The sequence below is a fragment of the Psychroserpens mesophilus genome, from assembly GCF_050617655.1.
GTDB lineage: Bacteria > Bacteroidota > Bacteroidia > Flavobacteriales > Flavobacteriaceae > Psychroserpens > Psychroserpens mesophilus_A.
The window spans coordinates 507504-529407 of sequence record NZ_JBODQC010000001.1 but is presented as its reverse complement, the minus strand read 5'-3'; the positions used below and the strand labels follow the sequence as shown (position 1 = coordinate 529407).

Here is a 21904-nt window from a genome sequence, read left to right as displayed (position 1 = left end):
TCTTTAGATTATCTAAATTTACAAACTCTTCTTAGAGAAATCTCAACGGTACTCGATATGACGTTAACATTAATCTTCAACAAATAAATAGTTTAATTGTTTCTCGTTAAACGCTGAATTAAAAGTGGTAATTTCTTGAGTAATTAACTTATTAAAAGTATCTAACTGTTCTTTAATTTTAGAAGTTAATTCATTTTTAACAATAATATCTTGATCTGTAGGCGCAAAATCTCCCATGCTTACCAAAGCATTTAAATGTCCGAGTTTATTCGTTAATCGTATTGGAAAATTTAATGGGTCTTGACCACTTCTGTTTTTTGTCTGGTATAAAGCTTCTTCAATTTCAGTAAAGGCTTCTTTCAGATTTTTGGCTTTTCCCAGTAAATCTTTTAAATCTTCATTGCCTTTGTATTGCACTTCAAATACAGAAAGCTGTGCTTTGATGTTTCTGATTTTTTTAATCGATTTATGTGCATCATCCATGGTTTTGTTAACATCTGTGATGAAATCAAACTGCTTTTGCATATCAGCCTGAGTACTTTCTGCTCTTTGGTCTGCCAAAATTTTGAAAGTTTGAGGTATCTCAGTTCCATTTATATTAAGATGCACTTTGTATGTTCCTGGTATTGCAACTGGACCATCTAAACTTGCCCACCATAAAATCATGCCATCTAGTTTTTCGGCACCTTTATAAGTCATGTCCCAAATAAACTGGTTCATTCCCTTTTTAACTTCTAGCTTATTTTCTTTTTTATTTTTACTTGAAAAGCTTTGTATCGTATCTCCTTTTTGGTCAAAATAGGTTAATGACACCTCATCATTTTCTTTGTCATAATCCTTCAAATTGAAATAGGTCATCACTCCATCAGGATGATTTGTTCCAGACGTTTTACTATTCTTAGTATAACCTCCTTGTATTCTATATGTATCTTTTGGCTTAAACAGTTTATGTTCTTGAGAATCTGAAGCATTTAGCTGATGTAACACCGTCAAGTCATCAATGACCCATAAACTTCGACCTTGTGTTGCCACTATTAAGTTATTGTTTTTAACCGCTAAATCTGTTATTGGAACAATTGGAAGATTCAACTGAAACGGTTCCCAGTTTACTCCATCATTAAACGAAATGTACATTCCTGTTTCGGTTCCAGCATATAGCAAACCTTTCTTTTTAGGATCTTCTCTTAATACTCTGGTAAAATGCTCTCGATTAATTCCGTTAGTGATTTTCTTCCATGTTTTTCCGTAATCAGTTGTTTTATATAAATAAGGTTCAAAATCACCTGTTTTATATTTAGTTCCAGCCACATAGCATGTTCCAGCATCATAAACACTTGGTTCAATACTATTAATCATCATCCATTCTGGCATGTCTTTAGGTGTTACATTCTCCCAGTTTTGTCCACCATCTTTTGTCACATGAATCAATCCGTCATCACTTCCAACCCAAAGTAATCCTTCAGTAATTGGTGATTCTTGAGCTGCAAAAATAGTACAATAATATTCTACAGATGTGTTGTCTTGCGTTATTGGACCACCTGAAGATTTCAATTTTTCTGGATCGTTTCTTGTTAAATCGGGACTGATGATATCCCAGGATTGCCCTTCGTTTTCTGTAACATGCACATGCTGAGAAAAGGTATATAAGCGATCTGGATTATGCTTTGAAAAAATAATAGGGAAATTCCACTGGAAACGATACTTCATCCCTTCTGCACCATGACCCATCGGATTATCAGGCCAGACATTTATGGCTCTAACGGTTCCTGTTTTATGATTTACTCGTGTTAGAAATCCGTCGTAACTTCCACCATATACAATATCATTATCTTCAGGATCTATGGCAATATGTGCTGACTCTCCTCCTGCGGTTGATTCCCAGTCGTCTTCAGTTATGGACCAGCCATCTGTTCTATGCGGAATTCTGATGGTTGAATTATCCTGCTGAGCAGCATAAATACGATATGGAAAATGATCATCTGTCGTCACACGATAAAATTGTGAAGTCGGCTGATTATGGTAAGTACTCCAGGTTTCGCCTCCATCGTAAGTGACTTGAGCTCCTCCATCGTCTCCTATAATCATTCGTTCTGGATCTTCAGGAGCAATCCATAAGTCATGATGATCACCATGAGGTGCGTTGTAGGTGTCAAAAGACTTTCCACCATCTGTACTTTTATGGTAGCGAACATTTAACACATAAACAACATCAACATCTTTGGTATCTGCATACACTCTGGTGTAATACCAAGCGCGCTGACGTAATTTACGTTCGCTGTTTACCTGTAACCAGGTTTCACCGCCATCATCGCTTCGGTATAAGCCACCATCATCTTTGTTTTCAATAATTGCCCAGACACGTTGGTTGTTCACTGGTGACACAGTAACTCCTATGATTCCTAGGGTTCCTTCAGGAAAGCCTTCTTTAGTTGAAATTTCTGTCCAGGTTTTACCTTTATCTGTACTTTTCCAAAGTGCCGAACCTTCACCTCCAGAACTTAAGCTATAAGGTGTACGCTGTACTCTCCAGGTAGATGCATATAATATCCTTGGATTAGTTGGATCAATCAATAAATCTACAACTCCAGCCTGTTCATTAGCAAATAGTGTTTTTTTCCATGTTTTTCCGCCATCTGTACTTTTGTAAACACCTCGATCTTGGGTTGGTTTGTATATATTTCCTAAAACTCCAGCATATACAATATTGTGATCTGTGGGATCTACAGCAATTCTGGGAACATGACGTGAATTTTTCAATCCTGCGGAAGTCCAAGTTTTTCCAGCATCAACGCTTTTCCAGATGCCATAACCTGAAGATACATTGCCTCGAACGGTTTTTTCTCCACCTCCAACATAAATGACATTAGGATCACTTTTAGAAACAGTAATCGCTCCAATACTTCCACCAAAAAATCCATCAGAAATATTTTGCCAGCTTCTTCCTCCATCTAAGGTCTTCCAGATGCCTCCACCTGTAGAACCAAAATAGTATAAATTAGGTTGTTTAGGTACTCCTGTTACTGCCGCACTTCGACCTCCTCTGAATGGTCCAAGTAGTCGATATTCTAAAGCTGAATATTGTGACTCATTGAAAGTTTGAGCTTCTAATTGATTGAAATTTCCAATAAAAAAAAGGCAAAACATAAGAGTGAATAATCTCATTGTATAAGTGGATTTGTTAGTTGCATAAAAATAAGCATAAAAAATATTATGCTGTTGTCTTACTCAATTTTAACGTCACTTCGCGATGTAAAAACAAAGCTGTTACCATAGTAGATAATAGGTCTGAAATTGGGAACGACATCCAAACTCCTAATTCACCATAAAACTTAGGAAGAACAAAAATTAATGGTATGAAAAAGAACCCTTGTCGCGTTAATGTTAATAATAGAGCAGGAATTGCTTTTCCTACAGCTTGAAAATAAGCCGCTCCTATAAGTTGAACCGCAATAATTGGAGTCGCAGCAAAAACCCATCGCATGGCTGAAGGTGTTTCTCTTATAACTTCCGCATCGGTAGTGAAAAGTCGGGTAATTTCTTCTGGAAAAATCATCAACAGTATAAACACTAAAGTTGCCAATGATGCTGCATATTTTAATGCTGTCCCAATGGCTTGTTTGACACGTTCGTATTGATTGGCTCCATAATTATATCCAGCAATAGGAAGAAATCCTTGTGTAATACCAAAAACAGGAAATAAGGCAAACATGAGCATTCGACCAACAATGGCATAGGCTGTTACTGAAGTCTCACCTCCAAGATCGTATAAAATATTGTTCATAAATAAATACGTAATACTTACAATAGCTTGTCTTGAAAGTGTTACAAATCCTAATGACCCTATTTCTTTTATTATAGATATCTTAAGTTTAAAATAACAATTGGTTAGCTTTAGTTCTGAATTTTTAGACATGAAATACCAAAAGATAAACAAAAAGCAAAGTAAGTATGAAGCTGTTGAAGCCCAAGCTGCTCCTGCCATTCCTAAATCCATTATATTTATGAACACATAATCTAATATCAAATTCCCAACCGAAGGAATCATCATGGCGTACATGGCAAATTTTGGTTTTCCTTCAGCACGAATGACGGTATTTCCCATCATGCAAAGTGCTAAGAATGGAATTCCATAAAGCACAATTGTGTAGTAAATTTTAGCAGGTTCGAAAATAGCACCTTTACCTCCAAATACAGGAATAATATCATCTACAAATAAAAGACCTGGAATAATTAATAATACTGTAAAAAGAAGGGTTAGCGTGATTTGGTTTCCAAATGTTTGTAATGCTTTAATCGTATTATTTGCGCCTAAAGCTCTTGAGATAATAGAAGAACCACCAACGCCAATGCTCATTCCTAGAGCTGCAATAAAAAAAGAAACAGGAAGTACAACATTAATAGCTGCAATGGCTGTTGAGCCAATCCATTGTCCAACAAAAATAGTGTCTACCAAAATATTCAGTGACATGACTAAGATTCCAATAGAAGCAGGTACTGCCTGTTTAATAAGTAATTTACCTATAGGCTGAGTCCCTAAATCTTTTGAAGTGGTTTTTGCCATTATGCTGAAATGGTTTCAGATAAAGCCCATTCATTTATCCAGTTTGATAATAAGTCTACAAATTCTTTATCATCATTTAAACAAGGAATGGTTGTAAAGTCCTTTCCACCCATTTCGTGAAAAATCTCTTCGCCTTCCATAGCGATTTCTTCCAGTGTTTCCAGACAATCACTAACAAATGCAGGAGTTACAATAGCCATTTTTTTGATGCCTTCTTTTCCTAATCGCTCTATTGTTCTGTCTGTATAAGGTTGTAACCAAGGATCAAAACCTAATCTGGATTGAAAGGATGTTGAAAACGTTCCTGCTTTAAGTTTTAAAGTTTTTCCTACTAATCGTGTTACTTCCAAACATTGATGCCTATAGCAAAACTCATGAGCAGGAGATGGTGTTGCGCAACAGCTGCCGTCAATTTTACAATGCGATTTTGTGATATCACTTTTTCTAATGTGACGTTCTGGAACGCCATGATAAGAGAATAATAAATGCTCATAGTCTTTCCCTTCTAAATGTTTAGCAATAGAATTTGATAAGACGTTAATATAGTTTTTGTTGTTATAAAACGCTTTGAGGTCTTGAATTTTTATATTAGGAAAATGCTCTTTTCTAACGGCTTCTGCCAATACCAAAATTGTTTCAGTAGTAGCCATAGCATACTGAGGATACAACGGCATTAAAAACACCTCATCAACACCTTTATCTGCCAATTCCTGCAGCCCCTTTTTAATAGTCATACTTCCATAGCGCATGGCGAGTGCCACGGGAAAGTCGACTTGTTTTTGAATCTTTTCCTGTAAGCGTTCAGAAAGCACAATTAAAGGTGATCCTTCATCCCACCATATTTTTTTATAAGCTGCTGCTGAAGCCTTCGGACGTGTATTTAAAATGATTCCTTTCACAAGTAAGGTTCTCGCCCAAAGCGGCACATCTATAACACGTTCGTCCATTAAAAACTCACCTAAATATTTTTTGACGTCTTTAGGGTCTGGAGAATCAGGTGATCCTAAATTAACGAGTAAAACTCCTTTCATGTATTTAGTTTTCTTTTAGCAATTTTTGTTTTACAAAAATACGATAGTATTTTTTAACTCTCCTAAAAATTGTCCATTCACTCATTGAAAGTACATATTCACACATTTATAATTGAAAGATTCGGCAATAGAGTTTCAATTTACATTGAATTTAAAATGCCTATACGTAGAACTACGTATTGTGTCGCATTGATAAATAGAATATATTCGTTACCTAGCTTTTAATAAATTATTTATGAAACAAAAAATTAAACTGGGTATTCTATTTTTTGGAATCACTTTATTACTGTATCAATGTCAAAAAGTTGATGACTCACAAACAACTGTTTCTAATGAAAAAGCAACCTTAAAAATATCTGTAGTTCATGGCGATGATCATTTTGCAAAAAGTCATCCGGTTATTTATAACAAGCTTAAAAAAGCTAATCAAGATAAGGTATTAGCAAGAGAAACGCAATATTCTAATGATTATGATTTTTATTTTAACCTAGATAATATTCAAATTATTGAGAAACCAAACTATACTCAATATACCATAGTGGTAGAAAGCACTATTGAAAACTACGATTTATTAAACTATATACTAATTTTATATAACGATGGTGAAGAGTATCAATACTTAGCAACCTATCCAAGAGTTGAAACAACTGAAGGCCTGGAAATTAACCATTATAGTGCAACATTAGAACGTTTAAATGGGCAATCCCTTTTAGCAAGAGGTATTAATATGAGTGACTGTGCTGATGGAAATGAACCTCAACTCGTAGATGTAACCCAAACTTACAGTTGTACGGAAATAACCTGTACTAGCGGAAATCACACCTCAGAACAAGAGTGTTTTTGCGGTCAATACGTTAATGGTATGTACTACAATTGTCAAAGAGCATACCTTGATTGTGGTTGGAGTTCTGTTAATAATTGGAGTTGCACAGGAGGAGGAAGCCTAAATGGTCCTGGTACAAGTACTAATGGTTCAAATAATAACTCTAATGATAATACTATAGGAACAGTAGCTTTAAATGATTCTCAGAATCTCAAAGACAATTGTAGAGAACTTAATAAGTTAACTTCACCACCAGCTTATCCTGTGAATAATACGTATACTATGGATGGCAATCCATATAATACATATGGCTTAATACCAACATTAGACTGGCAATTATTAATGCAGATCAAGAACTAAATAACGATAAAGAAACGGGGTTTGGTCTTTATAATAGGGGTAATTTCATTGCTACAGGACCTTATGCGCATTATGTGCCAGCAAATAATGACACTCATAGTGTGAATTTTCAGCCTATACCTTATCTATTTGGCACTATACATACACATCCCAAAAATAGTACTCATAGAAATTGGATACCCATGTTTTCATTAGATGATATTTACTCTGTATTAGATATAAGAAATCAATACGCTATAGACCAATTTTATAATAACTTAAACACAGCTGGTGACGCTCTTTTTACATCTATACTAATTGTTGACCAAGATAATGAAACAAAAACTTATGCCATAAAAATTGATGATATTACTAAGTTTCAAAAACTTCAAGATATTAAAAACGATGTAGATGATGCTAATGGTGATGGCATTGATGAATATTATAATTTGAATGAAGAAATGGAAAAGGCATATATTCAAGATGCCAATAATGTTAGTGGCTCAGCCGAACAATACCAAAAGGTTTTTCTAAAATTTATTAACGATAATGATTTAGGTATTAGTCTGTATGAGATGGAACAGACCAATGACGGCACACCACAAGTACAAGAAAATTGGAAAAAGCTTAACCTCAGTAGTTTTGATACAATTACATCAACGCCTTGCAATAACTAAAAAAAAATAATAATCATGAAAAATATAATATATAAAATACTAATAGTACTAATATTCCCTACTTTATCCTGTATAGCCCAAAACCCTGTGGTAGCAATAGACGCATCTATATCAGAAACTGTTGATGGTGCCTATTTTAAAGATTTAAATAATGAATTTAATAAATTTGTAGGCACATGGAAGTTTACCAATGGTAATGAAACACTAACAATAGCTCTTAAAAAAGGGTTGATGATCTATAACGGTAAAGATTACCAAGATGAACTTTTGGGCGAATATAAATATGAGATTAGTGGTCTCACAGTTGTTAATACATTACCTAATATTGATAATACAAATCCTGCTAAACATAATATTAGAGGCAACCTTATCATAAGTCACAATCAATCTATTAATTGCGATGATTGTTCAGAAAATGAAAAACGTGTAGAGCTTTATTTTAGAGATTCCGAAAGACTTTATTTAACTTCTCATATCATCCTTAGGTATTTAGAAAATGAAAATAACTCAGAAAAATTGACTGCTACCATATACCAATACAGCAGTACAATTTTACCTTATGCAAATGCACCAACTGTTACTCGTGTGCCTTATGATACATACACTATGGAAAAACAATAAATAATTAGAAAAATAAAACTAACCATAAGAGAATAGTATTTCTTTTGGAAATTATACATATAATAAATGGTAACATTTAGAGGCTTCACTAAAAAAGTGAAGCCTCTAAATTTTTAACCCAAAGCCATCAAATACTTCTTTGGTGTCGTTCCATATTTCTTTTTAAAAGCCGAAATAAAATGGCTCGATGTACTGTACCCAACTTTCAGTCCGACTTCATTGACATTATGATCACCAGCCTCTAATAATTTTCTGGCAAATTCCATTTTATAATCAAACAGAAAACTAAAGACTGAGTCGCCATAAATTTGTTTAAACCCTTCTTTCAACTTTTTTAAACTCAGACCAATTTCATCTGAAAGCTCTTGTAGCGTTGGAGGTTCTGCCATTCGGGAAATGATAATGTCTTTTGCTTTTCGTATTTTTATGACGTTCGTTTCATCAACTAAAAATGGACATTGTTCAATATCTGCGTCTTCACTTCTGTTAAAATACAAACTCAACACTTCTAAAGCTTTTCCTTTAAAATAAAGATTCTTAATAGAATTGTTTAAATTATAATTAATGATTTGATTCAACGCAATAGCCATTGAAGGCGAAATCTTTCCATCTTTATAATACTTTTTGTCTTTATTATCATCACTTAAGAATGTAATATAATCGGCCTCCTGAGAGAATAAACCATGAAACTTCTTTATAGAAACCAATACAGAAATTAACCAAGATTTAGGATGCACCTCTAAATGAATTGGCAAATCACGTTGCGGATTATAAAGCAGTAATGAATTCTCTTCATCAATCTTTAAACGATAGTTACCATTATTAAAAATAAACTCGCTCGAACCTTTGATACAGAAATGAAACTGAATAAAACTACTATCAATCTCACGTTCAACAATTTGAAGTGTATTAGATTCATTTTGATATGTTAATACGAAAAACCCATCATCCAATTTTGTTTCTTCAAAAGAACCTCTAGCGACATTTTTTGAATTTGAAAAATCAGAATTATTTTTATTGTTATTTAGATTCATTCTAAACAAAAGCAATTTAAAGTGTTGTTATTACTGCAAAAATATGACATTTATCATGTTATTTTAAGAAATAACATTAAAAAACCACAAACGACATTAAAAGTTCTTCTAGCGTTGTTTTTATTCTTGTAAGCTTTATATTTTTGTTCTTGTAATTTCCAAATCAGGTATGGAGCACTACAACATGTCGAGAGGCACAACATTTTATGCTATTGGTCTCAGCTACAAAAAAGCTGATGCAGAAGTACGAGGTCATTTTAGTTTAGATGAACCTTCTAAACTTAATGTCTTAGAACAAGCCAAACAAAATGGCATTGAAAGTCTTATTGTTACTTCAACTTGTAACAGGACAGAAATTTACGGATTTGCAGAACATCCTTTTCAACTAATTCAATTGCTTTGTGATAATACTAAAGGAACTGTTGAAGAATTTCAAAAAGTAGCTTACGTTTATAAAAACAGAGATGCTATTTCCCATATGTTTCGCGTTGGTTCTGGGTTAGACAGTCAAATTCTTGGTGATTTTGAGATTATCAGTCAGTTAAAAGTCAGTGCGAGATTATCAAAAAAATACGAGTTATTCAATCCGTTTTTAGAACGATTGGTAAATGCTGTTATACAAGCTTCTAAACGTATAAAAACTGAAACTAATATTTCATCTGGAGCAACCTCAGTATCCTTTGCTTCTGTACAATATATTATGAACGAGATTGAAAACGTTTCAGAAAAAAATATTTTACTTTTCGGAACAGGAAAAATCGGAAGAAATACTTGTGAAAATTTGGTTAAGCATACCAAAAATGAGCACATCACTTTAATTAACAGAACTAAAGACAAAGCTGAAGCTGTTGCCGGAAAGTTCAATGTATTAGTTAAAGATTATGCCAATCTTCAGGAAGAAATTAACACCTCTGACATTTTAATCGTTGCTACTGGTGCTCAAAACCCAACTGTTGACAAACATTGTATCCAAACAACAAAACCTTTGCTGATTCTAGATTTATCTATTCCTAAAAATGTTAATGAAAACGTCACCGATTTAGATAATGTAACTTTGGTTCATTTAGATGATCTATCTCAAATAACAGATGAAACTTTAGAACGAAGAAAAGCACATATTCCTGTTGCTGAAGCAATTATAGAAGATATCAAATCTGATTTTAATGCATGGTTAGCTACACGAAAATTCGCACCTACTATTAAAGCATTAAAACATAAACTTACCGATTTTGCTTCCGCAGAATTAGATACGCAACGCAAAAAGATGGCTGACTTTAACGAAGTTCAGGCCGAAGTGATTAGTAAAAATATCATTCAGAAAATCACAAACCACTTTGCGCATCATTTAAAAGGCGATGATATGTCTACAGATGACAGCCTTGAACTCATAAAAAAAGTGTTTCAATTAGAAGCAACCGCAGACAATGTCTAAAATTATAAGAATTGGAACTCGTGATAGCGAACTCGCGCTATGGCAAGCCAAAACCGTACAAAGTCAACTCGAACATTTAGGTCATAAAACACAATTAGTTCCTGTGAAATCTACAGGAGACATTGTACTTGACAAACCCATTTACGAATTAGGAATTACAGGTGTTTTTACAAAAACACTCGATATCGCAATGCTTAATGGCGATATTGACATTGCTGTACATTCTTTAAAAGATGTGCCTACGCTATTACCAAAAGGCATAGTGCAGGCAGCTGTTATTAAACGCGGAAATGTTAGAGATTGCCTGGTATTTAAACATAACGAAGAATTTTTATCACAACGAGAAGCTGTTATAGCAACAGGTAGTTTACGCAGAAGAGCTCAGTGGCTAAACCGTTATCCAACACACACTATTGTTGGTTTACGTGGTAATGTAAACTCCCGATTACAAAAGTTAAAGGACAATGATTGGAATGGTGCCATTTTTGCTGCTGCTGGTTTAGGCAGACTGAATATGAAGCCTGAAGAAAGCTTTAATTTAGAATGGATGATTCCTGCACCTGCTCAAGGTGCTGTTATGATTACAGCCATAGAAAATGATGAGGAAACCCTTGCTATTTGTGCTGAAATAAATCACAAAGACACTGAAATTGCAACATCTGTTGAGCGCAAATTCCTGAACCTTTTAGAAGGTGGATGCTCTGCTCCTATTGGCGCTTTAGCCTTTGTAAAAGATGAAGAAATACATTTTCAAGGCGTTTTGTTAAGTCTTGACGGAAGTAAAAAGATTGAAGTACAACGTACAATGGCTCTTGAAAAACATGATGAACTCGCTCAATTCTGTGCTGATTTCATTATCGAACGTGGCGGAAAACGTTTAATGGATAACCTTAAAAAATCATCTCAACATACTAATATCTATTCCACAAAAACATTAACTGACCAGCAAAAACAATTGTTTCATGATGATGTCGTTTCAGAAAGTTCAGACTTTATAAAAATTAGTTTAAACCGAATGACACCACAAGTCATAAAACCTTTACCTCAAAATGTCATCATTACCAGTAAAAATACTGTAGATGCCTTATTGATGAATTTTTCTTCAGAAGAATTGAAATTTGAGAACATTTATTGTGTAGGCAGACGAACCAAACGTCTTGTAGAACGTAAAATTGGTAAGGTAAAACACACTGAAAATAACTCTAAAGCTTTAGCCGAACACTTAGTTGAATATATTGAAGGAACTGAAGTCACTTATTTCTGCAGTGATATTCGTTTAGATGAACTACCAAGTATTTTAAATGAAAACAATATTGAGATTAAGGAAGTTACAGCTTATGAAACCAAATACGATCCAGTAAAAATTAATGACACTATAAAAGGTGTGATGTTTTACAGTCCATCAACAGTACAAAGTTACAAGCAAGAAAATGTTGTGTCTGATGATATGATTGCATTTTGTATTGGAGACACTACAGCTAAAGAAGCTAGTAAACATTTTAATGATGTAAGAATTGCAAAAATACCAACCGTTGAAAGTGTGATTGATTTGGTAAATGAACTTTTTGTTTAACTATTAAATGTCATTACGAGGAATGAAATGACGTGGTAATCTTATTAAGCACAAAAAGATTGCCACACCAACAAGTTTGCTTCGCAATAACAAAACGAAAAACAATGATTAAAAACGATTTATTTTTAAGAGCCTTAAAAGGAGAAACCGTTGAACGTCCACCAGTATGGATGATGCGTCAAGCTGGACGTTATCTTCCGGAGTTTATGGAAATCAAAGCTAAATATGATTTCTTTACGCGTTGTCAGACTCCAGAATTAGCAAGTGAAATCACTGTGCAGCCAATCCGAAGATATGGAATGGATGCTGCCATATTATTTTCAGATATTTTAGTGATTCCTCAGGCAATGAATATTGAGGTACAAATGAAACCAAATTTTGGACCTTATTTGCCAAATCCTATTCGTACACAAAAAGATGTCGATAATGTCATTGTTCCAGATGTAAAAGAGGCATTAAATTATGTATATGAAGCGATAAAAGCTACCAAAGAAAAACTAAACGATGAAATCCCTTTAATTGGCTTTGCAGGTTCACCTTGGACCATATTATGCTATTGTGTTCAAGGACAAGGCAGCAAAAACTTTGATAAGGCTAAAGAGTTTTGTTTTACCAATCCTATGGCTGCACATCAATTATTACAGAAGATTACAGATACTACAATTGCTTATTTAAAAGAAAAAGTAAAAGCAGGTTGTAATGCTGTTCAAGTATTTGATTCTTGGGGAGGCATGTTGTCTCCTGTAGATTATCAGGAGTTTTCTTGGCAATACATTCAACAAATTATTGATGCATTAAAAGATGATGCTCCAGTTATTGCCTTCGGAAAAGGCTGTTGGTTTGCACTTGGAGACATGGCTAAATCTGGTGCTTCTGCATTAGGTGTTGATTGGACTTGTTCTCCAAAAAATGCACGCTATTTAACAGGAGGAGATATCACCTTACAAGGTAATTTTGATCCAACGCGATTGTTTTCTCCTCCATCAGAAATTAAAAAAATGGTACACCAAATGATTAATGATTTTGGGAAGGATAAATATATTGTAAATTTAGGTCATGGTATTTTGCCAAATATTCCTTTAGATCATGCAAAAGCATTTATTGATGCAGTAAAAGAATATAAGGCTTAATAAATTTAAGTTTTAATATGATAAAGAGTATCCTAAAAGGTATCCAAGCGTATTCTGGCGCTTTAGCATTAATTTCAAAATTAAATCTTTGGAAGTTCTTTTTCATTCCAATCATCATTAGCATTATTACAGCAACCGTAATTGGGTTATCTGCTTATGGCTTTTCTGATAATATTGGTCGGTTTATTTCTAAAATTTGGATTTGGGATTTTGGTAAAGAGACATTTACCACCATTTCAACGTTTATTGGTGTCATAGTTGTTTTAGCTATTGGTTTGATTCTTTACAAACACATCATTATGGCATTATCTGCACCATTTATGAGTCCTGTATCTGAAAAAATTGAAATTTACCTGACTGGTATTAAAAGACATAATCACAGAAACACAACGTTTACGGAACAGCTGTGGCGAGGTATTAGAATAAACATGAGGAACCTTATTAAAGAACTTTTAATAACCATCCCAATCCTGTTACTAAAGTTTATTCCTGTCGTCAATATTTTTTCAACCGTTTTATTATTTGTGATACAAGCCTATTATGCTGGTTTTGGAAATATGGATTATACTTTAGAGCGGCATTTAAATTATCGCAAAAGTGTTCAGTTTGTAAGAAAGCATAAAGGTTTTGCCATTGGAAACGGCATGGTGTTTATCTTGTTTTTACTCATTCCTGTTCTTGGTGTCATCTTAGTATTGCCACTAAGTGTAACTGCTGCTTCTTTAAAAACTGTTCATCTTCTTAACGATGAACATCTACTTCTGGAGCATAAAATCACAGTAACATGATTGCTCAATTTAATGGTTTTGAAATCAACCCTATTTATGAAGGTGATGCCTGGAAAATTTGTGATTTTGTAACTGTAAATACAAATCGTTTAAAACGTTACTTTCCGAAGACATTAGAACTAAATTTACTCCAGCTGGTGAACAAACTCTAGACATGGAGCTAAATGAATTATATAAACATGAAAGATAAATTCTTCAATTACATACACGAATTACAAGATACAATCACTTCAAAATTAGAAACAGTAGATGGTACAGCCAGGTTTCAGGAAGACATCTGGAAACGCCCTGAAGGTGGAGGCGGAAGAACACGTGTAATAGAAAACGGAAACGTATTTGAAAAAGGTGGTGTTAATATTTCGGGAGTTCATGGAAAATTACCAGATTCGATGCAAAACTACTTTGGTGTTAAGGATACCAATTTTTTTGCTTGTGGTTTGAGTTTAGTCTTACATCCTAAAAATCCAATGGTGCCAACTGTTCATGCAAATTGGCGCTATTTTGAAATGTATGATCAAGATGGAAATATCGTTGATCAGTGGTTTGGAGGTGGTCAAGATTTAACACCTTATTATTTGTTTGAGGACGATGCAACACATTTTCATCAAACCTGTAAATTAGCATGTGATAAACACAATGCAGACTTCTATCCAAAATATAAAGCGCGTTGTGATGAATACTTTTACAATGCTCACAGAAATGAAGGTCGTGGTATTGGTGGTTTATTTTTCGATTACTGCAAAGCTTCAAACGATATGAGCATGCAAAACTGGTATGATTTCGTAACCGAAACAGGCAATAGTTTCCTTGATGCTTATGTTCCAATTGTAGAAAAACGGAAACATCTTAATTATACAAAAGCACATCGCGACTGGCAGGAAATTCGTCGTGGTCGATATGTAGAATTTAATTTAGTTCATGATAAAGGCACCTTATTCGGATTAAAAACCAACGGAAGAATTGAAAGCATTTTGATGAGTCTTCCTCCACATGTGCAATGGGTTTATAATCACCATCCAGAAGCAGGAAGCGAAGAAGAAAAATTAATAAAAATATTAAAAAACCCAATTGATTGGGTATAAATTTGTCATTAAGAAGGAGTGAGACGACTTAAAAATCTCTTTGTATTATAAAAAATTCTTCACTGCATTCTGAATGACTCCTAATAAAAAATTAAAATATGTATCCATTAAGAAGAAACCGAAGATTAAGAACTAATGACGCTATTAGAGGTTTAGTTCGTGAAACGATAATTACACCAAATGATTTCCTCGTTCCACTCTTTGTAGTAGAAGGAAAAGGTATTAAGCAGGAAATTGCATCAATGCCTGATTACTATCGGTTCAGTTTAGATATGTTGGAAAATGAAGTTAAAGAACTCTGGAAGCTCGGTTTAAAATCGGTGTTACTATTCGTCAAAGTACCTGACAATCTCAAAGACAACAAAGGCACTGAAGCTTTAAACCCAAACGGACTCATGCAACGTGCGATTAAAACCGTTAAGAATGTGTGTCCTGGAATGTTAGTAATGACAGATGTTGCACTCGATCCCTATTCGTCTTATGGTCATGATGGAATCATTAGAGATGGAAAAATCATCAACGACGATACTGTTGATGTTTTAGCAGAAATGAGCTTGTCACATGCACAGGCTGGAGCCGATTTTGTTGCTCCAAGTGATATGATGGATGGTCGTATTTTAGCAATTCGTGAAGCCTTAGAAGACGACGGATTTACAGATACAGGTATTATGAGCTATTCCGCAAAATATGCTTCTGCCTTTTATGGTCCGTTTCGTGATGCTTTAGATTCTGCTCCTGCAGATATTAAAAACATTCCAAAAGATAAAAAGACCTATCAAATGGATTTTGCCAACCGTTTTGAAGCCCTTAAAGAAACCGAAATGGATATTGATGAAGGCGCTGATATCGTCATGGTAAAACCAGGTTTGTGCTATTTAGATATTGTTCGAGAAATAAAAAACGACGTTGATGTTCCTGTGGCAGTATATCAGGTTTCTGGTGAATATGCAATGCTTAAAGCTGCTGCTGAAAAAGGGTGGCTAGACCATGATGCAGTCATGTTAGAGCAAATAACAGCAATCAAACGTGCTGGAGCAGATGTGATTGCTTCCTATTTTGCTAAAGACGTTGTAAAATTATTGTCGTAAATTCGTAATAATCAAACTAAAATCAATTCATGGGATTACTCATATTCTACGCACTTATATCTATTTTCTTTTCTTTTTTGTGTTCTATTCTGGAAGCTGTACTTCTTAGTATCACGCCTACATTCATCAATTTAAAAAAGAGTGAAGGACATGCCTATGCTGATAATTTAGAAGCACTCAAGAAAGACGTCGATCGTCCACTAATTGCCATTCTTACTTTAAATACCATTGCACATACAGTTGGAGCAATCTTGGTTGGTGTACAAGCAAAAGTTGCTTATGCTGAACTTTATGGCTCAACATCAAGACGCGTTTTTGGAATTACATTTACTGAAGATTTAATGGTAGGTATTGTCTCTACAATTATGACGATTCTCATTCTTGTAGCTTCAGAAATCATACCTAAAACGATTGGAGCAACCTATTGGAAACAGTTGGCACATTTTACAACAATAGCGCTTAATCTTCTTATTTTTCCTTTAAAATGGACAGGTATTCTGTGGGTTTTACAATTGACTACAAAACTTATTGGTGGCAAAGGTCATGGCAGTGTATTAAGTAGAGAAGGCTTCCTCGTTATGGCAGATATGGCTCACGAAGAAGGTGTGTTTCAAGAAAATGAAAGTAAGATTATTAAAAACTTATTGACCTTTAAAGAGATTTTTGCTAAGGACGTAATGACACCTAGAACAGTTATGAAATCTGTTGATGAGAATACAACTGTAGAAGATTTTTTTAATAAAAATATGAACTTGCGTTTTTCCAGAATTCCAATTTATGCAGATGATCCTGATAACATAAAAGGACTTGTCTTAAAAGACGAGGTTTTTAAAGAAATGGCATTGGATCGTGGTCCAAAAAAACTATCTGAACTCAAGCGAAATATAATCGTGGTTTCTAGAGAATTACCTATTCCAAAACTGTTTGAAAAATTAGTAGAAAGCAGAAACCACATGGCTTTAGTTGTTGATGAATATGGTTCGGTAAGTGGTTTAGTTACTATGGAAGATGTCATAGAAACACTTCTTGGTTTAGAAATCATGGATGAAAGTGATAATGTATCAGATCTTCAGCATATGGCAAGAAAAAGCTGGGAAAGCAGAGCTAAAAAATTAGGCATTCTTGACGATGAGCCTTCAGAAGAAAACGAATAATATTGGAACACTGTATTATAAAATCACCTTTAGGTTTTACCAAAATTGTTGGAGATGAAGTTGGCATTTCTGAAGTGACTATTCTTAATTCTGAAGAGAAAGAAACAACTATAATTCCATTAGAACTTGAAGATTGTGTCATTCAACTTCAGGAGTATTTTGAAGGTACCCGAACTCATTTTGACCTCAATTTAAATCCTAAAGGCACTGACTTTCAAAATAGAGTTTGGAATCAGTTGCAACAAATTCCTTACGGAAAAACCATTTCCTATTTAGAACTCTCTAAACAGCTTGGTGATATTAAAGCCATTAGAGCAGTTGCCAATGCCAATGGTAAAAATCCGCTATGGATCATCATTCCATGTCATCGTGTGATTGGAAGTGATGGTAGTTTAACAGGATATGCTGGTGGGTTATACAGAAAACAATGGCTCTTAGAACATGAAAGTCCGTACAAACAACAAAGTCTTTTTTAATAGATAAAATAATTACTTTTATAAAGCAATTTATATAGCTAAAAAAAATCAAAACAATAATACGCTCCAATGAACTACTTAAAAAAATTCCTAAAATGGACCCTTTTTACAATTGCAGCATTAGTCCTTTTAATGTATATTTTTGATTATGGATACATCTTAAGAGGTGTTCGTGTCGTCTATTTCACAGGGCACAATACAGCCTTTATAGACGATTTTCCTTATTTTGAAAATGATACCATTAAAAAAGGAGATAAAACAGATGTATGGCCAAATCATAAAGATTACAATTCTGTTGAAGCTACAAACATCTTAAAAAGGGCAAATAAAGATTGGGGAACAGTTGCCTATCTCATCATAAAAAATGATAGTATTTGGTTCGAAAGCTATTATGATGGTTTTGATGAAAATTCGAAAACAAATTCGTTTTCAATGGCAAAAAGTTATGTGTCTGGTTTATTAGGAAAAGCGATTATGGATGGTCATATTAAAAGTTTAGACCAACCTATAAGTGATTTTTATCCAGAATACAGTTATGCTAAAACTACTGTTGGCGATTTATCGTCTATGGCTTCTGGTTTAGATTGGGTTGAACATTATACAAGTCCATTTTCTGTAACTGCTAGAGCAAATTATGATGATGATTTGGCAGAAACTATTTTAAATCAAAACGTAGTCAAAACTCCCGGTGTTGAATTTGAATATTTAAGTGGAAGCACACAATTATTAGGTATGATTATTGAAAAAGCTACAGGTAAAACACTATCAAATTATCTATCTGAGAGCTTTTGGAAACCTCTAGGTTCTTCAGATAATGCGTTATGGCAATTAGATGATGAAGATAATAAACTTGCTAAAGCGTTTTGTTGTATCGGAAGTAATGCAAAAGATTTTGCGCGATTCGGAAAACTTTATAAAGACCACGGAAAATGGAATGAACAACAGATTTTAGACTCTGCATTTGTAGCTAAATCTATAGTACCTCGTTTTCCTGAAAGTCCAGAATATGGTTATGGTTTTTGGCTTAAAGAGCATTTAGGAAAACAGTTTTTTATGATGCAAGGTCATCTTGGTCAATATGTCATAGTAGAACCTAATGATAATATTATAATTGTTAGATTAGGACATTCAAAAGGTCCTGGTGATCCGTTAGAAACTTATACTGAGGATATTCAACTTTATATTGAAGAAGCTTATAAAATGTTAAATAAATAGATATTTGACACACTAAATTATATTAACCACAAAGTATTAAAGCTACAATATATAGATTATATTCTATATTTTTATATCTTTGGTGCTGTATTGAGATACATCTATGAAATATATGAAGTTCATTAGTTCGCTTATAGCTGTTGTGGCTATGTTTTATGCTTTAAATACTAAGTTGGGCAGTCTTCCTCCTCTTGGAAAATTTTTAGCTCCAAATGAAGGTATCTGGCAAAATGAAATAGATGATGCCACTTCTGGCGATGTTTTGATTAGTAGTTTTGAAGATGATGTTACTGTCCATTACGATGCACAACTCATTCCCCATATTTTTGCTAAAAATGATTATGATTTATATAAAGCGCAAGGGTATATTACTGCTAAGCATCGCTTATGGCAAATGGAATTCCAAACTTTTGCAGCAGTTGGACGTCTTTCAGAAATTATTGGTGAGAAAGCTTTAGACTATGACAGAGCACAACGCAGAAAAGGTATGTTATTTGGTGCAGAAAACAGCTTAGAGGTTATAAAAAATGATCCTCAAGCTCTTAAATATCTTCAAGCGTATAGTGATGGTGTCAACGCGTACATCCATCAGTTAAAACCTGAAAACTATCCTGTTGAATATAAGTTATTAGACTACCAGCCTGAAGCATGGAGTATTGAAAAAACAACGCATTTATTAATGTATATGACAGACATGCTCTGTGGAAGAGACTCAGATTTAGAATACACTAACATGCTCAGAAAGTTTGGTAAAGAGCGCTTCGATTTATTATTTCCTGATTTTTTTGATATCAACGACCCTGTAATTCCTAAAGAACAAGACTGGAGTTTCATTGATGCTGAACAAACTGAAATTCCTCTTAGTGAATTGCCTTTGGATTCCATTTCAGAAACGATGGAAAAACCTCATCCAAACAATGGAAGTAACAATTGGGCTGTGGCTCCAAAAAAATCGTATTCTGGACATGCAATTTTAGCTAACGATCCGCATTTGGGTTTAAACCTGCCTTCCATCTGGTTTGTGATGCAATTAAATTCTCCTAATCAAAATGTTTTTGGTGCCACACTTCCTGGTGCCTTAGGAATTATTATCGGATTTAATAATGATATTTCCTGGGGAGTTACCAATGCAACAAGAGATGTAAAAGACTGGTATAAAATTGAATTTCAAGATAAAAGCCGTCAAGCTTATAAGTATGATAACGCTTGGAAAAAAACATCTGTCAGGTTAGAAGAAATTAAAATTAGAAATAAGGAAACCTATATCGATTCTGTAATTTATACACATCATGGACCAGTAAGTTATGATCACACATTTAAAAGTGATGACGAGAAAAAAGGCTATGCTATGAAGTGGGCTGGGCATACAGGACATAACTTTACAGAGTTATTTTTAAAACTCAATAGAGGCAAAAATTATAACGATTATGTGAATGCGATTTCAAATCATGTAGCTCCAGCTCAAAACTTTGCTTTTGCTTCAACTGAAGGTGATATTGCCTTATGGATACAAGGTCAATTTCCCAATAAATGGGAAGGGCAAGGTAAGTTTCTATTAGATGGAAGCAATCCAGAACACGACTGGCAAAGTTATATTCCTAAAGAATTTAATGCTCATATAAAAAACCCAGAACGTGGATTTGTGAGTTCTGCTAATCAACATCCTGTTGATGAATCTTATCCCTTTTATGTGTTTAATGATGGTTATGAAACCTATAGAAACCGAGTTATTAACGACTATTTTAGAGCAAGAGAAACCGTTAATATTCAAGATTTTAAACGTCTTCAAAATAACAATTTCAATTTAAAAGCGATAGAACTTATTCCTTATATGCTCGATAATATGGAAACTCCTGCGCTAACTGAAAATGAACAACAACTTCTTAACCACATTAGAGTTTGGAATTTTAATAACACTACTGATAATGTTGGTCCAAGTATTTGGTCTACTTGGATCAAGCATTTGTACAAACTCACTTGGGATGAGTTTGATGTAAATGATGAAGCACTTAAAACACCTTTTATGTATCAAACCATTTACATGTTAAAGAATCATCCTAATGATCCTTTTATGGATATTGTAGAAACACCAGAGAGAGAAACAGCTGTTGATTTATTTATTTTATCATTTAAAGCTGCTGCTAAAGAATTAGAAGCTTGGAAAACAGAAAATGGAGATTACAATTGGCAACATTATAAAGGAGCTTATGTTGGTCATTTATTACAAGCATTACCTGCTTTTTCGAGATTTGATATTCCTATTGGAGGTGACCGAAACACGGTAAATGCATCAGATGTTAATCATGGACCTTCTTGGCGAATGATTGTTGAAATGTCTTCACCTCCTAAAGCTTACGGCATTTATCCTGGTGGACAATCTGGAAACCCAGGAAGCAAATACTACGATAATTTTATCGATGATTGGGCTGCTGGAAACTACTATAACCTATTATTTATGCAAGACCAAAACACTACTGAAGGCGTTACTTCTACACAAACACTAACACCAAAACAATGAAAAAAAATCTGATTAATTTTATAGTCACTATTACCATTGCTTTACTACTATCTCTGGTTTTACCTTGGTGGTCTGTAATGCTTGCCGGTTTTATTACAGCCATACTTTTCAGTTTAAAAAAGAGTGCTGTATTTTTTGTGCCTTTTTTAGCTATTGCTCTATTTTGGATGGTGTATGCGTTTTGGTTGAGTAGTAGTAACGACTTTACACTTTCTAAAAAAATTGCAGTATTATTACCACTTGAGGGTAATCCTTACCTATTGATTTTAGTCACAGGAATCATTGGTGGAGTTGCTGCTGGAACTGCTGCTATTTTTGGAAAACAATGTGCAACCTTATTAAAAACCACTAAAACCTAATAT

General features: G+C 34.1%; 19 protein-coding genes. 15 read left to right on the top strand and 4 right to left on the bottom strand.

Annotation, left to right across the window (positions count from 1 at the left end):
- Positions 1 to 69 precede the first annotated feature (69 nt).
- From ACRHNM_RS02320 to hemH, 3 genes are all read right to left on the bottom strand, one after another.
- Positions 70 to 3144, bottom strand: coding sequence for a WD40/YVTN/BNR-like repeat-containing protein (locus ACRHNM_RS02320; RefSeq protein ID WP_431134009.1), 3075 nt, complete (start codon positions 3142 to 3144; stop codon positions 70 to 72).
- Positions 3145 to 3208: 64 nt separating this feature from the next.
- Entirely contained in the window at positions 3209 to 4561 is a 1353-nt protein-coding gene (locus ACRHNM_RS02315; RefSeq protein ID WP_431133247.1) for an MATE family efflux transporter, read from the bottom strand.
- Positions 4561 to 5592, bottom strand: a complete 1032-nt coding sequence (gene hemH / locus ACRHNM_RS02310; RefSeq protein ID WP_431133245.1) for a ferrochelatase — start codon at positions 5590 to 5592, stop codon at positions 4561 to 4563. The genes ACRHNM_RS02315 and hemH overlap by 1 nt, the downstream gene beginning before the upstream one ends.
- Before the next feature lie 235 nt (positions 5593 to 5827).
- Between hemH and ACRHNM_RS02305 the strand changes: the two genes are divergently transcribed.
- The 3 genes from ACRHNM_RS02305 (at position 5828) to ACRHNM_RS02295 (ending at position 8052) form a co-directional block, all read left to right on the top strand.
- Entirely contained in the window at positions 5828 to 6775 is a 948-nt protein-coding gene (locus tag ACRHNM_RS02305) for a hypothetical protein (RefSeq protein ID WP_431133243.1), read from the top strand.
- A 182-nt stretch (positions 6776 to 6957) separates the two neighbouring features.
- Positions 6958 to 7431 (top strand): hypothetical protein, encoded by a 474-nt coding sequence (locus ACRHNM_RS02300; protein ID WP_431133241.1) that lies wholly within the window; start codon positions 6958 to 6960, stop codon positions 7429 to 7431.
- A 15-nt stretch (positions 7432 to 7446) separates the two neighbouring features.
- The gene (locus tag ACRHNM_RS02295) at positions 7447 to 8052 is read left to right on the top strand and encodes a DUF6705 family protein (RefSeq protein ID WP_431133239.1); all 606 of its coding nucleotides are present in this window, start codon (positions 7447 to 7449) and stop codon (positions 8050 to 8052) included.
- A gap of 113 nt (positions 8053 to 8165) precedes the next feature.
- Here the strand turns inward: ACRHNM_RS02295 and ACRHNM_RS02290 are convergent, their stop codons facing one another.
- The gene (locus ACRHNM_RS02290) at positions 8166 to 9086 is read right to left on the bottom strand and encodes a helix-turn-helix transcriptional regulator (protein ID WP_431133237.1); all 921 of its coding nucleotides are present in this window, start codon (positions 9084 to 9086) and stop codon (positions 8166 to 8168) included.
- 169 nt (positions 9087 to 9255) lie between these two features.
- On the opposite strand from ACRHNM_RS02290, the gene hemA reads away from it, so the two are divergent.
- From hemA to ACRHNM_RS02230, 12 genes are all read left to right on the top strand, one after another.
- Complete coding sequence (hemA, locus tag ACRHNM_RS02285) at positions 9256 to 10518, top strand: glutamyl-tRNA reductase (RefSeq protein ID WP_431133235.1); 1263 nt, start codon at positions 9256 to 9258, stop codon at positions 10516 to 10518.
- Positions 10511 to 12091, top strand: a complete 1581-nt coding sequence (gene hemC / locus ACRHNM_RS02280) for a hydroxymethylbilane synthase (protein ID WP_431133233.1) — start codon at positions 10511 to 10513, stop codon at positions 12089 to 12091. Before hemA ends, hemC begins: the two co-directional genes overlap by 8 nt.
- A gap of 104 nt (positions 12092 to 12195) precedes the next feature.
- Positions 12196 to 13221 carry a uroporphyrinogen decarboxylase gene (gene hemE, locus ACRHNM_RS02275; protein ID WP_431133231.1) on the top strand — a complete coding sequence of 342 codons (1026 nt, stop codon included), beginning with the start codon at positions 12196 to 12198 and terminating at the stop codon, positions 13219 to 13221.
- Positions 13222 to 13238: 17 nt separating this feature from the next.
- The gene (locus tag ACRHNM_RS02270) at positions 13239 to 14009 is read left to right on the top strand and encodes an EI24 domain-containing protein (RefSeq protein WP_431133229.1); all 771 of its coding nucleotides are present in this window, start codon (positions 13239 to 13241) and stop codon (positions 14007 to 14009) included.
- Complete coding sequence (locus ACRHNM_RS02265) at positions 14006 to 14161, top strand: hypothetical protein (protein WP_431133227.1); 156 nt, start codon at positions 14006 to 14008, stop codon at positions 14159 to 14161. The genes ACRHNM_RS02270 and ACRHNM_RS02265 overlap by 4 nt, the downstream gene beginning before the upstream one ends.
- A gap of 27 nt (positions 14162 to 14188) precedes the next feature.
- Positions 14189 to 15091: an oxygen-dependent coproporphyrinogen oxidase gene (gene hemF, locus ACRHNM_RS02260; protein WP_431133225.1), complete on the top strand. Its 903-nt coding sequence runs from the start codon at positions 14189 to 14191 to the stop codon at positions 15089 to 15091.
- A gap of 98 nt (positions 15092 to 15189) precedes the next feature.
- The gene (gene hemB, locus ACRHNM_RS02255) at positions 15190 to 16179 is read left to right on the top strand and encodes a porphobilinogen synthase (protein WP_431133223.1); all 990 of its coding nucleotides are present in this window, start codon (positions 15190 to 15192) and stop codon (positions 16177 to 16179) included.
- A 29-nt stretch (positions 16180 to 16208) separates the two neighbouring features.
- Complete coding sequence (locus ACRHNM_RS02250) at positions 16209 to 17333, top strand: CNNM domain-containing protein (protein ID WP_431133221.1); 1125 nt, start codon at positions 16209 to 16211, stop codon at positions 17331 to 17333.
- A gap of 2 nt (positions 17334 to 17335) precedes the next feature.
- The gene (locus ACRHNM_RS02245; protein ID WP_431133219.1) at positions 17336 to 17809 is read left to right on the top strand and encodes a methylated-DNA--[protein]-cysteine S-methyltransferase; all 474 of its coding nucleotides are present in this window, start codon (positions 17336 to 17338) and stop codon (positions 17807 to 17809) included.
- Positions 17810 to 17878: 69 nt separating this feature from the next.
- Positions 17879 to 19024 carry a serine hydrolase domain-containing protein gene (locus tag ACRHNM_RS02240; RefSeq protein WP_431133217.1) on the top strand — a complete coding sequence of 382 codons (1146 nt, stop codon included), beginning with the start codon at positions 17879 to 17881 and terminating at the stop codon, positions 19022 to 19024.
- Between the two features lie 112 nt (positions 19025 to 19136).
- Positions 19137 to 21542: a penicillin acylase family protein gene (locus tag ACRHNM_RS02235; RefSeq protein ID WP_431133215.1), complete on the top strand. Its 2406-nt coding sequence runs from the start codon at positions 19137 to 19139 to the stop codon at positions 21540 to 21542.
- Positions 21539 to 21901, top strand: a complete 363-nt coding sequence (locus ACRHNM_RS02230) for a hypothetical protein (RefSeq protein WP_431133213.1) — start codon at positions 21539 to 21541, stop codon at positions 21899 to 21901. Before ACRHNM_RS02235 ends, ACRHNM_RS02230 begins: the two co-directional genes overlap by 4 nt.
- The last annotated feature ends 3 nt before the right edge of the window (positions 21902 to 21904 follow it).

Excerpts from the sequence above, each read along its gene's own strand:
- ACRHNM_RS02320 (WP_431134009.1), bottom strand. The coding sequence starts at position 3,144 with ATGTTTTGCCTTTTTTTTATTGGAAATTTCAATCAATTAGAAGCTCAA.
- ACRHNM_RS02315 (WP_431133247.1), bottom strand. The coding sequence starts at position 4,561 with ATGGCAAAAACCACTTCAAAAGATTTAGGGACTCAGCCTATAGGTAAA.
- hemH (WP_431133245.1), bottom strand. The coding sequence starts at position 5,592 with ATGAAAGGAGTTTTACTCGTTAATTTAGGATCACCTGATTCTCCAGAC.
- ACRHNM_RS02305 (WP_431133243.1), top strand. The coding sequence starts at position 5,828 with ATGAAACAAAAAATTAAACTGGGTATTCTATTTTTTGGAATCACTTTA.
- ACRHNM_RS02300 (WP_431133241.1), top strand. The coding sequence starts at position 6,958 with ATGTTTTCATTAGATGATATTTACTCTGTATTAGATATAAGAAATCAA.
- ACRHNM_RS02295 (WP_431133239.1), top strand. The coding sequence starts at position 7,447 with ATGAAAAATATAATATATAAAATACTAATAGTACTAATATTCCCTACT.
- ACRHNM_RS02290 (WP_431133237.1), bottom strand. The coding sequence starts at position 9,086 with ATGAATCTAAATAACAATAAAAATAATTCTGATTTTTCAAATTCAAAA.
- hemA (WP_431133235.1), top strand. The coding sequence starts at position 9,256 with ATGGAGCACTACAACATGTCGAGAGGCACAACATTTTATGCTATTGGT.
- hemC (WP_431133233.1), top strand. The coding sequence starts at position 10,511 with ATGTCTAAAATTATAAGAATTGGAACTCGTGATAGCGAACTCGCGCTA.
- hemE (WP_431133231.1), top strand. The coding sequence starts at position 12,196 with ATGATTAAAAACGATTTATTTTTAAGAGCCTTAAAAGGAGAAACCGTT.
- ACRHNM_RS02270 (WP_431133229.1), top strand. The coding sequence starts at position 13,239 with ATGATAAAGAGTATCCTAAAAGGTATCCAAGCGTATTCTGGCGCTTTA.
- ACRHNM_RS02265 (WP_431133227.1), top strand. The coding sequence starts at position 14,006 with ATGATTGCTCAATTTAATGGTTTTGAAATCAACCCTATTTATGAAGGT.
- hemF (WP_431133225.1), top strand. The coding sequence starts at position 14,189 with ATGAAAGATAAATTCTTCAATTACATACACGAATTACAAGATACAATC.
- hemB (WP_431133223.1), top strand. The coding sequence starts at position 15,190 with ATGTATCCATTAAGAAGAAACCGAAGATTAAGAACTAATGACGCTATT.
- ACRHNM_RS02250 (WP_431133221.1), top strand. The coding sequence starts at position 16,209 with ATGGGATTACTCATATTCTACGCACTTATATCTATTTTCTTTTCTTTT.
- ACRHNM_RS02240 (WP_431133217.1), top strand. The coding sequence starts at position 17,879 with ATGAACTACTTAAAAAAATTCCTAAAATGGACCCTTTTTACAATTGCA.
- ACRHNM_RS02235 (WP_431133215.1), top strand. The coding sequence starts at position 19,137 with ATGAAGTTCATTAGTTCGCTTATAGCTGTTGTGGCTATGTTTTATGCT.
- ACRHNM_RS02230 (WP_431133213.1), top strand. The coding sequence starts at position 21,539 with ATGAAAAAAAATCTGATTAATTTTATAGTCACTATTACCATTGCTTTA.